Below are 16,543 nucleotides of genomic sequence, written 5' to 3'. Positions count from 1 at the left end.
GCCGTTATTCTCTTTCGACTGTAGCGGAAAACATTACAAACAAGCGGTAAAATTCGGCAACCAATCCTGCGCGCATTGATCATGATCCTCCACGCTCAGTACGTCTATTTTTAATGAGGGACAAAGCTGCTGCGCCCCGCACCCGCCAAGCACCGATTCCACTTCGTTCACCGCATAGCAGAAAGTATCATAATCGGAATTCCCCAAACCGATCACCGCAAAGCGCAAATGGGATAAATCCGGTTTATCTTGTTTAATCTGATTGATTAAGGGCTTTAAATTATCCGGCACTTCGCCGGCACCATGGGTAGAGGTAACCACTAACCAGAGTTTATCTTCAATTACTTCATCCAGCACCACTGCCCGTCGAATATGATTATCGAAACCTTGCTGCTGTAAAACCTCGGCCACATGATCCGCCACATATTCCGCCGCACCAAGGGTACTGCCGGTAATTATGCAAATTTTCGTCATTGTTTTTCCCGTTCCGGCCCTAGAGCCGGTGTGATTAAATATCTAAATTCGCCCGCAGCGCATTACTTTCGATAAAGTCCCGGCGCGGCTCGACTTCATCACCCATTAGGGTGGTAAACAACTGATCGGCGGCCACGGCGTCCTTAATGGTTACTTTTAACATATGACGCGCATTCGGATCCATGGTGGTTTCCCACAACTGCTCCGGATTCATTTCCCCCAGCCCTTTATAACGCTGCACGGTTAGGCCGCGACGGGATTCTTTCACCAACCATTCAATCGCCTGTTCAAAAGAACTCACTGCCAGTTTGCGCTCGCCACGGGTAACATAGGCGCCTTCCTCCAGCAAATCTTTTAATTGAGCGCCCAGTTTACGTAGACGGGCATATTCATTACCGCTGACAAAATGGAAATCCAAGGCATAATCCGTATCTATCCCATGGGTGCGCACCTGTAAAGTTACCTCGTACAAATGACGCTCTTTATTATACAGAATATCGTACGCATACTGATTGGCATGGCCGTCTTTGGCGTTCAGCAACTCGGTCAGGGATTGCGCCCATTCGTTCAGGGCCCCTTCGTCCTTCATCAGTTCCGTATTCAGATCGGCGAAATAAATCAATTCCTTCAGCAATGCTTCCGGATAGCGACGGCTCAGGCGTGCGATCATCTTATGCACGTTATTATATTCGGATACCAGATTTTCCAAAGGTAGGCCGTTCATAGCCGGCGCATTTTCATTCACATACAGAGCAGCATCTTCCAAGGCGATAGCCAACTCATACTGGGTCATCGCCTCGTCATCTTTAATATATTGTTCCTGTTTACCTTTTTTCACTTTATACAGCGGCGGCTGGGCGATATACACATAGCCGCGCTCGATTAATTCCGGCATTTGACGATAGAAGAAGGTCAGCAGCAGGGTACGAATATGGGAGCCGTCCACATCCGCATCGGTCATAATAATGATACTGTGATAACGCAATTTGTCCGGATTATATTCATCACGACCTATACCACAACCGAGGGCGGTAATCAGGGTACCCACTTCTTGGGAGGAAAGCATTTTATCGAAACGTGCTTTTTCCACGTTCAGAATTTTTCCCTTTAAGGGCAAAATCGCCTGATTTTTACGGTTACGCCCCTGCTTGGCCGAACCGCCGGCGGAATCCCCCTCCACTAAATAGAGTTCGGACAAGGCGGGATCCCGTTCCTGACAGTCCGCCAATTTACCCGGTAGGCCGGCAATATCCAGCGCGCCTTTACGCCGAGTCATTTCCCGCGCTTTGCGTGCCGCTTCACGGGCGCGGGCGGCATCGATAATCTTGCTGACAATAATTTTAGCGTCGTTCGGATTTTCCAGCAGATATTCCTGCAGGTATTCGTTCATGGCGGATTCCACCGCCCCCTTCACTTCGGAAGAAACCAGTTTGTCTTTGGTCTGCGAGGAAAACTTAGGATCCGGCACCTTCACCGAAACAACGGCCACCAAGCCTTCACGGGCATCATCACCGGAAGTTTCCACTTTGGTTTTCTTAAAGAAGCCTTCCTTTTCCATATAGTTATTCAGGCTGCGGGTCAGCGCGGCACGGAAACCGGCCAAATGGGTCCCGCCGTCCCGCTGCGGAATATTATTGGTAAAGCAGTATAGATTTTCCTGGAAACCGTCGTTCCACTGCAATGCTACTTCCACCCCGATGCCGTCTTTTTCGGCGGAAAAATAAAAAGGCTTCTGATGAATCGGCGTTTTATTCTGATTTAAATATTCGACGAAAGCCTGGATCCCGCCTTCATAATGGAAGTGATCCTGCTTGCCGTCGCGCTCGTCCACCAGCTTGATAGATACGCCGGAGTTCAGGAAAGACAGCTCACGCAAACGTTTTTTCAGAATTTCGTACTCAAAAACCGTTTGACTGAAAATATTCGGACTCGGCCAGAAACGCACGGTAGTACCGGTTTTATCGGTTTCTCCGATTACCGCCAAAGGGGCCTGAGGTTCGCCCAGATGGTAGAACTGTTCATGTACATGACCTTGGCGTCGGATCAGTAATTGTAATTTATCGGAAAGTGCATTAACTACGGATACCCCTACCCCGTGCAGACCGCCGGATACCTTATAGGAATTATCGTCGAATTTACCGCCGGCATGCAGTACGGTCATAATCACTTCGGCGGCGGAAACCCCCTCCTCCGGGTGAATATCTACCGGTATGCCGCGTCCGTCATCGCGCACGGAAACGGAGTTGTCTTCATGAATGGTAACGATAATATCCTTACAATAACCTGCCAGCGCTTCATCAATCGCGTTATCCACAACTTCGAACACCATATGATGCAAGCCCGTGCCGTCGTCCGTATCGCCGATATACATACCGGGACGTTTACGTACCGCATCTAAACCTTTCAGGACTTTAATGCTGCTCGCACCGTAATTCTCTTGGGTATTTTCTGACATAGTTTTTCTCTGCATTTTCCTTAATAAATGATTGGCGGATTATAGCAGATTTTTAGCCGAACCGCACCTTATTCCGTTGCCGGCGGCGGGCGGTAACGATAAAGTGCGGTCGGAATTTCACAAGTTTTTCGAGATTGGCCGAACAGAGCCTTTAAATAAATTTCAGCGGTAATAAAAAAAGCCGGTAGGATTGGGATATAGGATTCCGACTAAGGAATATCCTGTCCGCGCGCGGCAACATACACCTTGATCCATTCTTCCTCGCTAAAGGATATATTCAGGGCGTCCACGGCATTTTTTATTCTCTCCGTCTTACCCGAGCCGATAATCGGCATAATCTGCGCCGGATGCGCCAACAACCAAGCATAGGCCAGGGTATCCAGCCGCGACTCGCCCTTTTCCTCCCCGATTTGAGCTAAGGTTTGCACTACGCGCCGGCTGCATTGATCCTGCGCTGAAAACAAACGCCCGCCGCCCAAGGCCGACCATGCCATAGGTTTTATCCGTTTTTCCAACAGAAAATCCAGCGAGCCGTCCTCAAAAGGAGCCAAATGCAAAGGCGAAATTTCAATCTGATTGGTAACCAGAGGTTGCGCTACATAGGATTGCAACATGGAAAATTTTGCCGGCGTACAATTGGATACCCCGAAATGGCGAACCTTACCTTCAAGCCGCAATTGTTCGAAAGCCCGTGCAATCTGAGCCGGATCGGCACAAGGGGATAAACGGTGGATCAACAATAAATCCAGATATTCACATCTTAGCTGCCTGATGGAACGTTCCGCCGACCAGATAATATGCCGGTAGCTATTATCATAATGATGACTTTTAACCTCGGGCAATTCGGCGTTCGGATATAAAATACCGCACTTGGTTACGATATTCAGTTGTTGCCGCAAGCCTTTATCTGCCGCTAGCACTTTGCCGAATTCACCCTCCGAGGTAAAGGCGCCGTAACAAGCCGCATGATCCAATGTGTTAATACCCGCGTCCAGTCCCTGCTTAACCAGGGTTAATAATTCCTGAGTGCTTTTACCCCAGGCTTTCAAGCGCCAATAACCCTGAATAAAACGGCTGAAACTTAAGGTCGGTGCTAAATCTATATATTGCATTTTGGCTTCCCCCGTTAGTGGCATGGAATAATATTAAGGTTCGGATTCTACGAACCTTCGGGCGCCTCCAAGCGTAAAGGCTGCTTTGCTTCCGTACGCGCCGATTTATGTTGGCGGATAAGAGACATAAAAGGCTGGGCGAAACGTTCCCATTTAATCGCCCCCACCCCGTTAATTTGTAACATTTCACTTTTGCTGGTAGGTTGATGCAGGGACATTTCCTGTAAAGTGGCGTCGCTGAATACGATATAAGGCGGAATATTTTCTTTATCCGCAATCTGTTTACGCAGGAAACGCAGGCGGGCAAATAAATCCTTATCGTAATCATATTTCTGCGCTCTATGCAGCACAGGTAAAGAGGATAAACGCGGCGTCGCCAAGGAAAGCGCCACTTCTCCGCGCAGTACCGGACGGGCGCTTTCGGTCAGCTGTAACACCGCCCCCACATCGCCGAAAACCTGACGAATAAAGCCCAAATGGATCAGCTGGCGAATGACCGACTGCCAATATTCCTTGCTTTTATCCCGCCCTATGCCATACACACTCAAACTATCATGTCGGTTTTCCCGAATTTTCTGATTCTGCAACCCGCGCAGCACGGCAATCACATACTGGATCCCATAGCGCTGGCCTAAACGATAAATGGCGGACAGGATTTTCTGCGCATCCAACAGACCGTCGTATTTTTTCGGCGGATCCAAACAAATATCGCAATTATTGCAGGGCGTTTGGCGATTTTCACCGAAATAATTCAATAATACCAAGCGTCGACAGGTCTGGCTTTCGGCAAATTCGCCAATCGCTTCCAATTTATATTGTTCGATACGCCGTTGCGGACTTTCCTCTTTTTCCGCAATCATTCGCTGCAACCAGGCATAGTCCGCCGGATCGTAGAACAGAACCGCCTCTGCCGCTAAATCATCGCGCCCGGCCCTGCCGCTTTCCTGATAATAGGCTTCGATGCTGCGCGATAAATCGAAATGAGCGACAAAACGCACATTGGATTTATTAATCCCCATACCGAAGGCAATGGTCGCTACCACCACCTGCAGGTTATCGCGCTGAAAATCCTGCTGTACCCGTTCGCGCAGCCCGTTTTCCAATCCGGCATGATAGGCTGCCGCCGCAATCCCCTGTTTACGTAGGGTTTCTGCAATACGTTCCGCCTTACTACGGCTGTTGCAATAAACGATTCCGCTTTTTCCTTTCTGAGCGGCCACAAAACGGCACAGCTGTTCCATCGGCTTAAATTTTTCCACTAACGTATAGCGAATATTCGGTCGGTCAAAACTGCCCACATAAATATAAGGCCGCTGCAGGTTCAGGTGGCGGAGAATATCCTGACGGGTGGAACTGTCCGCCGTGGCGGTCAACGCCATAACCGGCGCATTGGCGAAACAGGCTTTTAAACCGCCCAGCCGGGTATATTCCGGGCGAAAATCATGCCCCCACTGGGAAATGCAATGAGCCTCGTCAATGGCGATAAAATCCACCCGACACTGAGAAATAAAATGGAAGAAACCATTCGTCATCACTTTTTCAGGTGAAAGATAAAGTAATTTCAGCTGTCCCGAAATCGCTTTATTTTGCACCTGTTGCTGTTGTTCGAAGCTTTGCGCGGAGTTTAGGTAATCGGCCGCGACCCCGTTGGCACAAAGTTGATCCACCTGATCCTTCATCAGCGAAATCAGCGGTGAGATCACCAGCGTCAGACCGGGGAAACAAAGAGCGGGAATCTGATAGCAGAGGGATTTACCGCTGCCGGTGGCCATCACCACCAGACTGTCCCGCCCTTCCAATGCGGAACGGATCACCTCTTCCTGTCCCTGACGAAAGTTCTGGTAACCGAACACCTGCTGCAAGCGGCTAAGTGCGGTCGAAATCACCGGAATTTTTTGCTCCTCTGCGCCGCAGCGTTCTTCCGAGCTTATGCTGTCCGCCATCGGCATCAGGCAAATACCACCTTTTCGCCGTGGGCGGCACAGGCCTCGATCAGACAATCCCAAAATCTCTTACCCTCGGCATTGACCCAATCCCGCTCTTTACAAGCAAAATGGAAACCGCCCAAACGACTGGCAAGCCAAAGTTCCAACAAGGGTTCCTGCTTATTGATCACAATCTGGCTGCGATCGGAAAAAGTAATGCTGAATACCGACCCCTGGCGTTCGCAGTCCACATCGCAATCCTGCTCTTCCAGGCTGGCTTCGATATGATCCCAAATCTGTTCTATATTCTGATGGAATTCGCTGATATTCATAAAAATCTCCCGCCTATCAAGTTAAAGCTAAAATTATAGAGTTTTTAGCTATTTTGTGATAGCACAAAGGGGGAATAAATGGTAAAAATAACTGCAACCATCACAAGGAACAGGCAAATGAAAAAAATATTTTCCCTCTTTTTATGCGCTGGCTTTTGTTTTCTGCTCAGTGCATGCGGTGTAAAAGGCCCCCTTTATTTCCCGCAGCAGGACACAACACAGCAACAGACCACGGCCTCGGAATAGGATAAAAGCATGGATTTTTTCCAGTACAAAAACAATAGGTTATATGCGGAAGATATAGCGGTTTCCGAGCTCGTCCGCCGCTTCGGCACCCCCCTGTATATTTATTCGCGCGCCACCCTGGAACGCCACTGGCGGGCTTTCGACACGGCACTCGGTACACATCCGCATTTAATTTGCTATGCAGTAAAATCCAATCCGAATATCGCCGTATTGCAGACTATGGCCAAACTGGGAGCGGGCTTCGATATTGTTTCGCAAGGCGAACTGGAACGGGTTCTGGCCGCCGGAGGCGATGCCGGTAAAATCGTATTTTCCGGCGTCGCCAAAACGGCCGCGGAAATCGAGCGAGCGTTGAGCGTCGGTATCCGTTGCTTTAACGTAGAAAGCAGCGCCGAACTGGAACGCATCAATCAGGTCGCTGCTACAATGAATCTGCGTGCGCCTGTCTCCCTACGGGTTAATCCCGATGTGGACGCCCATACCCACCCTTATATTTCCACCGGACTGAAGGAAAATAAATTCGGTATTGCGGTACAGGAAGCCCGGCGGGTATACCGCTATGCCGCGGGATTAAAACATATAAAAATTACCGGAATGGATTGTCATATAGGTTCTCAGCTCACGGAATTACAACCGTTTCTGGATACCGCCGATCGCCTGATTCTACTGCTGGAACAGCTGAAAGCAGACGGAATCGAACTTGAGCATCTGGATCTGGGCGGTGGTCTGGGCGTAACCTATGACCGGGAAACGCCGCCCCATCCTGCGGAATATGCCGCCGCCTTATTAGATAAACTAAAAGGCTACCGCGAACTGGAAATTATCCTCGAACCGGGCAGGGCGATCAGTGCCAATGCCGGTATCCTGGTAACCAAAGTCGAATATCTGAAAAGTAACGAAAACCGCCACTTCGCCATTGTCGATGCGGGAATGAACGATATGATTCGCCCGGCCCTTTATCAAGCCCATATGGAGATTATCGAAGTAGCGCGTGATTTAGACCGCGAAACCCGAATATACGATGTGGTCGGCCCTATTTGCGAAACCTCCGACTTTCTCGGTAAAGGGCGTAAGCTTGCCATCGCAGCGGGCGATTATCTTGCTCAGCGTTCCGCCGGCGCTTATGGTGCCAGTATGTCCTCCACCTATAACTCCCGCCCGTTAACGGCGGAGGTGATGGTTAGCGGTGAAACGGCCAATCTTATTCGTCGCCGCGCACCACTCAGCCAGCTATGGCAACTGGAATCCTTATTACCCGAATCAGATTAAGGAGAAGGCAAAATGAAACTTTACTATTTACCGGGCGCATGCTCGCTGGTGCCTCATGTAGCACTGGAATGGATCGGTAATCCCTATGAAGCGGTTGCCGCCGGCCGGGAAGAAATAAAAAAACCGGGCTATCTGGCAATGAACCCGCTCGGTGCGGTACCGCTGTTAATTGACGGAGATTTGGTGCTGTCGCAGAATATCGCTATTTTAACCTATCTGGACGCACTGGCCCCCCAAGCCAAACTGTTCGGCAGTATAACCGTGCAGGATAAGGCCAAAGCGATGAAGTGGCTGGCCTTCTTCAATTCCGATCTGCACAAGGCATTCGGCCCGCTGTTCCGTCTGCCCGCCTATGCGGAAGACAATCAGCCCCTGGCGGACAACATCCGCCGCAGTGCCGCCGAACAGATTCTGCGTTATTTGGCCATTGCCGACGATCACCTCAGCCGACATATTTATTTCGGTGAAACCCTTTGCGTCGCCGATATTTACCTCTATACGGAACTGCGTTGGTGTAAGCTGCTCGGTCTGGATTATTCGGCGCTGCGCCATCTGGAATCCTTCTATCAGCGCGTAGCCGAAAATGAAGGCGTTAAAGCGGTACTGGGCCAGCAAGGATTAAGTGCATAAGGGATTAAAAAGGCAGGGTTTATCCCTGCCTTAGTAGGATTGTGCTATATCGGCCGAACGCACCTATCTCCTATGCTTAAACAGTTTATAATCCAATGAAAATTTGCCCGCGCCGGCAAATACGAAATAGAGAAACAGCAGAGAGTACAGCGCTGCCAGTTCTCCGCCGTTCTTAAGCGGGAAAAGCACATTGTCGGCACTAATAAATATAAAGAAATAAGCATAGGCCATCTGACCGGACAAAATAAAGGCCGCGGCTCTGACAAACAGGCCCAGAATCAGTAAGGAGCCGCCGATAATTTCAATCACACCGCCGACCCAGTACAACGAAAGAAACTCCACCGCTCCCTTGCCCTGCGTCATGGAAAGGGGAAATTCCCATATTTTCGCAGTACCGTGCAGCATAAACATATAAGCGGCGAGGATACGCAGGATATCCAGCATATAGGGACGAAATCCATTTAATCTATTCATATTTGACTTCCTTGTTGTTTAAAATCCATTTTAAATTTTACCCTCATGTTAGGGGCAAAACGCCGTCTTAAAAAACTCCGGATTAGGCGGCGGGAAAAGCGCCCGTCGCCGGAGAATCAAGACAAGGCTCTTCTATCCTAACGGCTCAGGCACAGATTAACAAGCGCACAAATAAAAATTCTCTTGCCCCTCAAAAGGGAAATTTACCCCTTTTACACACCTATTTCCGCACCTATTCAAAGGCCCATATTCAACCGGTCTGTAACGATGATAAAACTTTGCCTCAATCTCACTCAATGATACACTATCGGCAATTTTTTCAGTTCAAAACCAAGCAGGAATAAACAAATAATGCGTACAAGTAAATATCTTTTCTCAACCCTTAAAGAAACGCCGAACGACGCTCAGGTAGTCAGCCATCAACTGATGTTGCGCGCCGGCATGATTCGCCCGCTGGCATCGGGATTATACGACTGGATGCCTACCGGTATCCGCGTCTTGAATAAAGTGGAAAAAATTATCCGTGAAGAAATGAATAAAAGCGGTGCCATTGAAGTCAGAATGCCCGTTACTCAACCGGCGGAATTATGGCAGGAATCGGGGCGTTGGGAGCAGTACGGGCCGGAACTGCTGCGCTTTAAGGATCGCGGCGAGCGCGATTTTGTGCTCGGCCCCACCAACGAAGAAGTCATTACGGATTTAGTACGACGGGAAATCAGTTCCTATAAGCAGCTGCCGTTAAATCTGTATCAGATTCAGATTAAGTTCCGCGATGAAGTCCGTCCCCGTTTCGGAATGATGCGTTCGCGCGAATTTATTATGAAAGACAGTTATTCTTTCCATACGGATCATGCAAGCCTGCAGGAAACCTATGATCTGATGTATCAGACCTACAGCAATATTTTTACCCGCCTGGGGCTGGATTTCCGTGCGGTGCAGGCGGATACCGGCGCTATCGGCGGTAGTGCCTCCCACGAATTCCAGGTACTGGCGCAAAGCGGTGAGGATGACGTGGTGTTCTCCACCGAATCGGATTTCGCCGCCAATATCGAACTGGCGGAAGCGGTGGCCGTCGGCCAACGGGCAGCACCGCAAAAAGCATTGGAACTGGTAGACACGCCGAATGCAAAAACCATCGCTTCATTAGTGGAACAGTTCTCTCTGCCGATTGAAAACAGTGTAAAAACCCTGATTGTAAAAGGAGCCAACCCGGAATATCCGCTGATTGCGTTGATTATTCGCGGCGATCATGAACTGAACGAACTGAAAGCGGAAAAATTAGCCGAAGTGGCCTCTCCTCTGGAATTTGCCGAGGAAGCAGAAATCAAAGCTAAAATCGGGGCGGGGGTCGGTTCCTTAGGACCGGTGAATTTAAATATTCCGGCGATTATCGATCGCTCCGTGGCACTAATGAGCGATTTCTGCGCCGGCGCCAATATCGACGGTAAACATTATTTCAATATTAACTGGGAACGCGACCTAGCGCTGCCGAAAATAGCTGATCTGCGCAATGTGGTTGCCGGCGATCCTAGTCCGGACGGCAAAGGCAGCCTGATGATTAAACGCGGTATCGAAGTGGGGCATATTTTTCAGCTCGGTACCAAATATTCACAGGCGATGAATGCCACCGTACAGGGTGAAGACAGCCGTCCGCAAACCATGATTATGGGCTGCTACGGTATCGGCGTTACCCGCGTAGTCGCCGCGGCTATCGAACAGCATCACGACGAACGCGGTATTATCTGGCCATGCGATGAAATTGCGCCGTTTAAACTTGCCATCGTACCGATGAATATGCATAAATCCGAAAGCGTACGCGAATTTGCCGAGCAACTGTACGTGGATTTACAGGCCCGGGGAATAGAAGTTATTCTGGACGATCGTAAAGAACGTCCGGGGGTTATGTTTGCGGATATGGAGCTTATCGGCGTGCCTCATATGTTGATCATCGGCGAGAAAAATCTGGCCAACGGCGAAATAGAATATAAAAACCGCCGGAACGGGGAAAAACAGATGATCGCCAAAGATCAGTTGGCGGCATTTATCGCCTCCCTTTAAACGCCGTAAAAGTCCTAGGGCGGCAGAAAATTGCCGCCCGGATAAGGAAAAACGATGTCGAAATTACAGATAAAAATTCTGCAAATCAAAATAGGTAAGGCCTGCCAACAGCAGTTTGCCGACGGCAGCAGCCTCTGGAGCGCCATCCGTAAAATACCGGTGGAAGGGGTATTCGTTAATGCACAGGGTGCGGAAGGCAATGAAGTGGGCTTAAGCGCGCATCATGGCGGCGTTGATAAGGCATTGTTTTTTATGGCTGCCGATAGTTTTGAGCGCCTGAACCAGCTTAGCGGTTGCGATTTTGATTATAAGGACAGCGCTGTCTATGGTGAAAACTTTATCCTGTCCGGCTGTAATGAAAGCAATGTTTGTATCGGGGATATTTACCGCATCGGCGAAGCTTTAATCGAAATATCACAGCCGCGCCGGCCCTGTGAGCGTTTATCCCTGAGCAGCGCCAATCCTGATATGCAGGATATTATCTTTGATTCCGGGCTAACCGGTTGGTATGTACGCGTATTAGAAGGCGGAGAAATCCGTCGCAACCAGCTGTTGGAACTTTGTCGCCGCCCTTACCCGCAGTGGACGATACAACGCCTGAATCTCTTGCTTTCCGGACCCCTCGACCGAACCTTAATCGAACAGGCGCTACAATGCGATAAACTCGCCGCCGCCTTTAAACGGGCGTTGCACAAAAAACTCGAAGGGCACAGCGGTAAAGTCTGATTAAGCAATAATTAAGCAATAAATAGCGGCGACCTAAAAAGTCGCCGAAAAACCACCGCTCTTTACTCCGCCCCAATCTTCTCGGCGTTAATAAACCGGCTAATAATAAAACCGCTGCCCCAAACTGCCGTCGCAACTATGCAATTCCAGTTTGTTCCCATTTTTACCTATATCCAGGCATTTCCCGTTCAGCTCGCTGCGTAAGCTCGTTCCGTCGGCAAACCAACGCTGATTAGCCCCCTGATGACAGGGATAAGCGATAACTTTGGTTCCCTCCGTTCGTCCCTCTCCCGCCGCATCCAGGCATAAACCTTCGACTAAAATCCGTTGCCCTTGCAAGCGAAAGCGTTGATTGGCTCGTGCATGACAAGGATAGGCGATAATTCCGCGATAATTTGATTTGCTATTATCCAGGCAACGACCGTCCGCACTACGGATCAGCCGTTCAATTGGGGCTTCAGCTTCACTGGGGGGATAAATAGGAATGTTCCGCTGTTTTGCTACCTCTTGGCTGCCTTAAAGAAGGAGGTTCGAGGAAAGTATCCGGGTAGGCACAGCCTGAGAGAAACAAAGCGGAGAAGAGAAAATATAAACGGAGAAAGGGGAAATATACCGAATAGCGCATCAATAGCTCCTTTATTGATCAATAAAATACGGACGTTACGCCCGCATCGGTTAAGACCCTTACAAGGCCGGAAAGTGCGCCCGGCCGTTAACTTTTTACTCAGCTTTTTAATTTAGGTTGTCGATTTTGTAAACTGCGCCCGTCGGTGCGGCGCAACTTAGCCAATACGAAAATCAGCAATAAGCCTAAGCCTGCGGCAGTGATAAAGGTATAGCTGAAGGCCCGGGTTAATCCCTCTGCGCCATCGGCCAACAATGTGCGGTAAAGATTCAAAATCACCGCCGCCACGGCAATGCCCAACCCGATGCCCACCTGTTGCGCAACGCTCAGCATAGTGGAACCGGCGCTGGCGTGCTGTTCGTCCAAATCGGAAACCGTCAGCGTATTTACTGCGGTAAACATTACCGAAATACAGGCGCCGTAACAGGCTACCACCAGAATATTCAGCCATAGGGGCGTATCCGCACGCAACAGCGCCATCGAGGAAACGCTGGCAATCATAATTATGGAAGCGGCAATTAAGGTACCTTTGTAACCGAAGCGATCCAATACTCTGGCGATTAAAGGTTTGGTCAGCAGCGAACTCACCGCAATAGGCGCAATCATCCAACCGGCCGCCGCGGCACTGTAACCGAATCCCACCTGCAACATAAGCGGTAATAAAAACGGAATACCGGAGGCACTGATACGGAAAATCAAATTTGCCGCGGTACCCAGACGAAAGGTGCGGATATGAAATAAGGAAAGCGGCACCAGGGCGTTATCCGAACCTTTAGCATGGCGATAATATAAATATAAAAACAACAGGCCACAGCTCAAGATCAGCATGGCCATAGCTTTAGCCACAAAACCTTCGGCAAGTAAATCCAACCCCAAAGTCAGCCCCACCAGACCGCAACCGAACAGGATAAAACCGGGAATATCCAGTTTGCGACACTGACCGAACACATCGGGCATATGGCGCCTCGCCAGCAGAATACCGGCTAAACCGATGGGAATATTAATCAGAAATATCCAGTGCCAGGAAGCATAGGTTACCAGCCAACCGCCCAACACCGGTCCGAGTACCGGCCCGGTCAACCCCGCCATTGCCATTAGATTCCAAACCGGCAGCAGCTGTTGCTTGGGTACGGTACGAATAATCGCCAAACGCGACACCGGCATCATCAGCGAGCCGCCTAGCCCTTGTAATACCCGAGCCGCGACCAACTGGGTTAAAGACTGAGAAAAGGCGCAGGCAACCGAGCCCATTACAAATAATGCCAAAGAAAAACGGAATACGCGCAGGGTGCCGTACCTATCCGCCAGCCAACCGCTAAGCGGAATAAACAGAGCCAAGGTCAAAGCGTAGCTAATAACCGCCATCTGCATTTCCAGCGCAGATTGACGCAAATCCCCGGCGATAACCGGTAAGGCCGTATTCAAAATGGTGGCGTCCAGCGCCTGCATAAAAAACGCCATAGACGCCATCCATGCCAACGCGACTGTATTTTTAGGCTGAGTCATAACATCATACTAAGCATCGCCACAACTGCTTTTAGCTTGCGGCGGTGAGTGGAAATCAGGATTAAAAGCTTTTGTTTTTTCAACCGCTCTTTTGCGACTGCCAGCGGTAAATAAAAGCGGCGATTTGATCGCTACGATTAATATCCAATACGGGTTTATCCGTTTCAGGCAGATAATCCGCCGCCACCGCTACCACATAATCGTCTATCTCCGGTAGCGGCTTACTCATCGCTCGGCGATGCAGCAAAATCTTGGGCAGGCTTTCCTGCTTAAAACCTTCCACTAAGATAAGATCGGTCAGCGCCGGATCGAACTGTTGGCTCAGGTAGGCTAAATCCGCCGGACGCTCTGTTTCCGTCATCAGCGCCCAGCGCTGATCGCAGGCCATTATCACTTGACTGGCGCCGGCTTCTTTCATACGCCAGCTGTCCTTACCGGCTTTGTCCACCTGGGCGTTATGGTGGCTGTGTTTAATCACGGCGACCCGTAATCCGTATTCTTTCAGGGCGGGCAACAGTTTTTCCAATAGGGTGGTTTTACCGCTTCCGCTATAGCCGGTAATACCGAGCATTGCAATCATCTTTTGCTCCTATATTGCGCCATAAAATACTGGGAATTATACACCTCTGTAGGGGTTTAGGTAAGCAACGGCACCTATTCGAGCAAATCCTGCAAGCTATTTATATTGACAAAGCCTTCTTTTTCTTGGGAAAAATCCACCGCCAGGGCATTCTGTTCCCGCATAAAATGTAATATTCGGCGTTCGCCGCGAGCCAGATAATCGGCCAGAGCCTTCTTCAATTGCACCGAGAGCAAACAGAAAACCGGATGCTCCCGTTCGCCATCCCAAGCATAGGCGGCCAAAACTTTTTGTTTTTCCACCGCACTTTTCAGTTTATCCAGCAAATTCAGCGGCAGGCATGGGGAATCACAGGGAACAAAGAGGACAAAATCGCTGTCCGCCTGTTCCAGTGCGGTCAGCATACCGCTCAGCGGCCCCTGGAATCCCGCCAGTCGATCGGCAAAAACTCTCAAGCCGCTTGCGGCATACTGCGCCGGGTTACGATTGGCGTTAATCGCAATATCCTGCAACTGCGGCTGCAAGCGCCGATAAACCTGCATAAACAGCGGCTGTCCCCGCCATAGTTGCAGCCCCTTATCCGCTCCCCCCATACGGCGTGCTTGACCGCCCGCTAAAATTACCGCACTCACCCTTATCGCCATTTGTCAACCGCCTTTAATTAAAGTATGATGCCAACATTTTGCAGCAATCATAAGGAAAACATTATGAAATGTCATCGTCTGAATGAAGTGTTGGAACTTTTACAGCCTTACTGGTCTAAAGATCCTGATCTGCACCTGCTCCAGATTTTACAGAAAATCGCCGATGAAGCCGGCTTTGATAAACCCCTTGCCGAATTGTCCGACGAAGTGATCATTTACCATCTGAAAATGGCGGGAAAAGATAAATTCGAGCCGATTCCCGGCATTAAAAAAGATTATGAAGAAGATTTTAAAACCGCACTGTTAAAAGCGCGCGGTATTCTTAAATAACAGGAGTTTCGGAACTTATGAAAAAATTACTCTTTACCTGCTTGGCGGCACTGGCCGCATTCAGCGTTCAGGCTCAGGATTTGAGCGAAGGCAAACAATATACTCTGAGCGGTCAGGAAGCTTCGGCCCGGCCGGAAGTGGTCGAGTTTTTCTCATTCTACTGCCCTCATTGCTATTCTTTTGAAATGGAATACAAAATCCCGCATAAAATCCGTGCCGAACTGCCGGAAGGTACCGAATTTCATCAATATCATGTTAATTTCCTCGGCAGAGCCTCGGAAAGCCTGACCCGAGCCTGGGCATTGGCCATGGCCATAGGCGCGGAACAGAAAGTGAAGGGGCCGTTATTTGAAGCCGCTCATAAGGATAGTATCAAATCGATGGAAGATATCCGTCGTATCTTTATCGACAACGGTATCAGCGCCGAAGAGTTCGACGGCGGTATTAACAGCTTCGCCGTTACCGCCTTGGTCAATAAACAAAATAATATGGCGCAAAAGTTTAATGTGGTTTCGGTACCGGATTTTTATGTGAACGGTAAATACCATGTGAATGCCGGAGGCTTATCCCGCGATAATTTTGTTCAGGACTACGCAGATACGGTAAAAGGTTTATTGCAAAAACCGTAAAAAATTGGTTTAATGCCTGCCGGCTTCAGAATTGATAAAGCAAGAGGATATTATGGCTGAAAGTTTTAGTGTAGAACGTCGTTTTTTCGATGATAAAAATTATCCGCGCGGTTTCTCTCGTCATGGCGATTACACCATTAAGGAATCCCAGGCGCTTGAGCAATACGGTCAGGCCTTTAAAGCCTTGGATTCGGGCGAGCGTAAACCGGTAACTCAGGAAGAAAAGCAATTCGTTGCTTTTTGTCGCGGCGAACATCCTGCCAGTACTTTTTTTGAAAAAACTTGGGATAAATACCGCTCCCGCATTTCAAATGCAAAACGCGTCTATACTCTTTCCGGCGTAGTCAGCGATAATCTGGACGAATTCAGTTCCAACGATTAATTCGATACAAAAAACGGCTTGAATCTTCAAGCCGTTTTTTTTGGCATAATAGACAAAAGTGTTGGTAAAAAGAGGGTTAAAGCCATATAGTAAAAGGCTTTAACCCTCTTTTTTGACTTATGAACGTAAAAAATGTATTTTCTGTC

At 49.3% G+C, this 16,543-nt stretch carries 18 protein-coding genes; 8 read left to right on the top strand and 10 right to left on the bottom strand.

All coding sequences use genetic code 11. The features are described 5' to 3' along the window. Positions 1–33: 33 nt before the first annotated feature. The 5 genes from mioC to cyaY form a co-directional block, all read right to left on the bottom strand. Positions 34–474 (bottom strand): FMN-binding protein MioC, encoded by a 441-nt coding sequence (mioC, locus tag EDC45_RS09740; protein ID WP_133545887.1) that lies wholly within the window; start codon positions 472–474, stop codon positions 34–36. Positions 475–508: 34 nt separating this feature from the next. Continuing rightward, positions 509–2,929, bottom strand: coding sequence for a DNA topoisomerase (ATP-hydrolyzing) subunit B (gene gyrB, locus EDC45_RS09735; protein ID WP_133545885.1), 2,421 nt, complete (start codon positions 2,927–2,929; stop codon positions 509–511). 209 nt (positions 2,930–3,138) lie between these two features. Beyond that, on the bottom strand, positions 3,139–4,041 hold the full coding sequence (locus tag EDC45_RS09730) for an aldo/keto reductase (RefSeq protein WP_133545883.1): 903 nt from the start codon (positions 4,039–4,041) through the stop codon (positions 3,139–3,141). 47 nt (positions 4,042–4,088) lie between these two features. Then, positions 4,089–5,984, bottom strand: coding sequence for a DNA helicase RecQ (gene recQ / locus EDC45_RS09725; RefSeq protein ID WP_243728784.1), 1,896 nt, complete (start codon positions 5,982–5,984; stop codon positions 4,089–4,091). 5 nt (positions 5,985–5,989) lie between these two features. Then, positions 5,990–6,298, bottom strand: coding sequence for an iron donor protein CyaY (gene cyaY / locus EDC45_RS09720; protein WP_133545879.1), 309 nt, complete (start codon positions 6,296–6,298; stop codon positions 5,990–5,992). A 117-nt stretch (positions 6,299–6,415) separates the two neighbouring features. Between cyaY and lptM the strand changes: the two genes are divergently transcribed. Genes lptM through EDC45_RS09705 form a run of 3 tightly spaced genes read left to right on the top strand, consistent with a single transcriptional unit; the run spans position 6,416 to position 8,443 of the window. Next, positions 6,416–6,544, top strand: coding sequence for an LPS translocon maturation chaperone LptM (gene lptM / locus EDC45_RS09715; protein WP_133545877.1), 129 nt, complete (start codon positions 6,416–6,418; stop codon positions 6,542–6,544). 9 nt (positions 6,545–6,553) lie between these two features. Continuing rightward, positions 6,554–7,813, top strand: a complete 1,260-nt coding sequence (lysA, locus tag EDC45_RS09710) for a diaminopimelate decarboxylase (RefSeq protein WP_133545875.1) — start codon at positions 6,554–6,556, stop codon at positions 7,811–7,813. Between the two features lie 12 nt (positions 7,814–7,825). Continuing rightward, on the top strand, positions 7,826–8,443 hold the full coding sequence (locus EDC45_RS09705) for a glutathione S-transferase family protein (RefSeq protein ID WP_133545873.1): 618 nt from the start codon (positions 7,826–7,828) through the stop codon (positions 8,441–8,443). Positions 8,444–8,506: 63 nt separating this feature from the next. Here the strand turns inward: EDC45_RS09705 and EDC45_RS09700 are convergent, their stop codons facing one another. Further along, a complete protein-coding gene (locus EDC45_RS09700) occupies positions 8,507–8,917 on the bottom strand; it encodes a DoxX family protein (protein ID WP_133545871.1) in 411 nt (136 codons plus the stop codon). Between the two features lie 351 nt (positions 8,918–9,268). On the opposite strand from EDC45_RS09700, the gene proS reads away from it, so the two are divergent. Further along, on the top strand, positions 9,269–10,975 hold the full coding sequence (gene proS, locus EDC45_RS09695; RefSeq protein ID WP_133545869.1) for a proline--tRNA ligase: 1,707 nt from the start codon (positions 9,269–9,271) through the stop codon (positions 10,973–10,975). 54 nt (positions 10,976–11,029) lie between these two features. Beyond that, complete coding sequence (locus tag EDC45_RS09690) at positions 11,030–11,701, top strand: MOSC domain-containing protein (RefSeq protein WP_133545867.1); 672 nt, start codon at positions 11,030–11,032, stop codon at positions 11,699–11,701. A 99-nt stretch (positions 11,702–11,800) separates the two neighbouring features. On the opposite strand, the gene EDC45_RS09685 is transcribed toward EDC45_RS09690, so the two are convergent. The 4 genes from EDC45_RS09685 to mobA all read right to left on the bottom strand — a co-directional run bounded on the left by EDC45_RS09685 (position 11,801) and on the right by mobA (position 15,056). Next, positions 11,801–12,082 (bottom strand): ricin-type beta-trefoil lectin domain protein, encoded by a 282-nt coding sequence (locus EDC45_RS09685; protein WP_243728785.1) that lies wholly within the window; start codon positions 12,080–12,082, stop codon positions 11,801–11,803. A 343-nt stretch (positions 12,083–12,425) separates the two neighbouring features. Further along, positions 12,426–13,832, bottom strand: a complete 1,407-nt coding sequence (locus EDC45_RS09680) for a DHA2 family efflux MFS transporter permease subunit (RefSeq protein WP_133545863.1) — start codon at positions 13,830–13,832, stop codon at positions 12,426–12,428. 79 nt (positions 13,833–13,911) lie between these two features. Continuing rightward, a complete protein-coding gene (gene mobB / locus EDC45_RS09675) occupies positions 13,912–14,412 on the bottom strand; it encodes a molybdopterin-guanine dinucleotide biosynthesis protein B (RefSeq protein WP_133545861.1) in 501 nt (166 codons plus the stop codon). Between the two features lie 74 nt (positions 14,413–14,486). Next, positions 14,487–15,056: a molybdenum cofactor guanylyltransferase MobA gene (mobA, locus tag EDC45_RS09670; RefSeq protein ID WP_133545859.1), complete on the bottom strand. Its 570-nt coding sequence runs from the start codon at positions 15,054–15,056 to the stop codon at positions 14,487–14,489. 63 nt (positions 15,057–15,119) lie between these two features. Here mobA and EDC45_RS09665 point away from each other — a divergent pair, with 63 nt between their 5' ends. Genes EDC45_RS09665 through EDC45_RS09655 form a run of 3 tightly spaced genes read left to right on the top strand, consistent with a single transcriptional unit; the run spans position 15,120 to position 16,397 of the window. Further along, a complete protein-coding gene (locus tag EDC45_RS09665; protein WP_133545857.1) occupies positions 15,120–15,386 on the top strand; it encodes a YihD family protein in 267 nt (88 codons plus the stop codon). Positions 15,387–15,403: 17 nt separating this feature from the next. Beyond that, positions 15,404–16,015, top strand: a complete 612-nt coding sequence (dsbA, locus tag EDC45_RS09660) for a thiol:disulfide interchange protein DsbA (RefSeq protein WP_133545855.1) — start codon at positions 15,404–15,406, stop codon at positions 16,013–16,015. A gap of 52 nt (positions 16,016–16,067) precedes the next feature. Beyond that, positions 16,068–16,397 carry a MaoP family protein gene (locus EDC45_RS09655; RefSeq protein WP_133545853.1) on the top strand — a complete coding sequence of 110 codons (330 nt, stop codon included), beginning with the start codon at positions 16,068–16,070 and terminating at the stop codon, positions 16,395–16,397. Positions 16,398–16,543: the final 146 nt, after the last annotated feature.

The organism is Mesocricetibacter intestinalis, assembly GCF_004363295.1.
Taxonomy (GTDB): Bacteria; Pseudomonadota; Gammaproteobacteria; order Enterobacterales; family Pasteurellaceae; genus Mesocricetibacter; species Mesocricetibacter intestinalis.
This window is presented reverse-complemented; position numbering and strand designations above follow the sequence as displayed.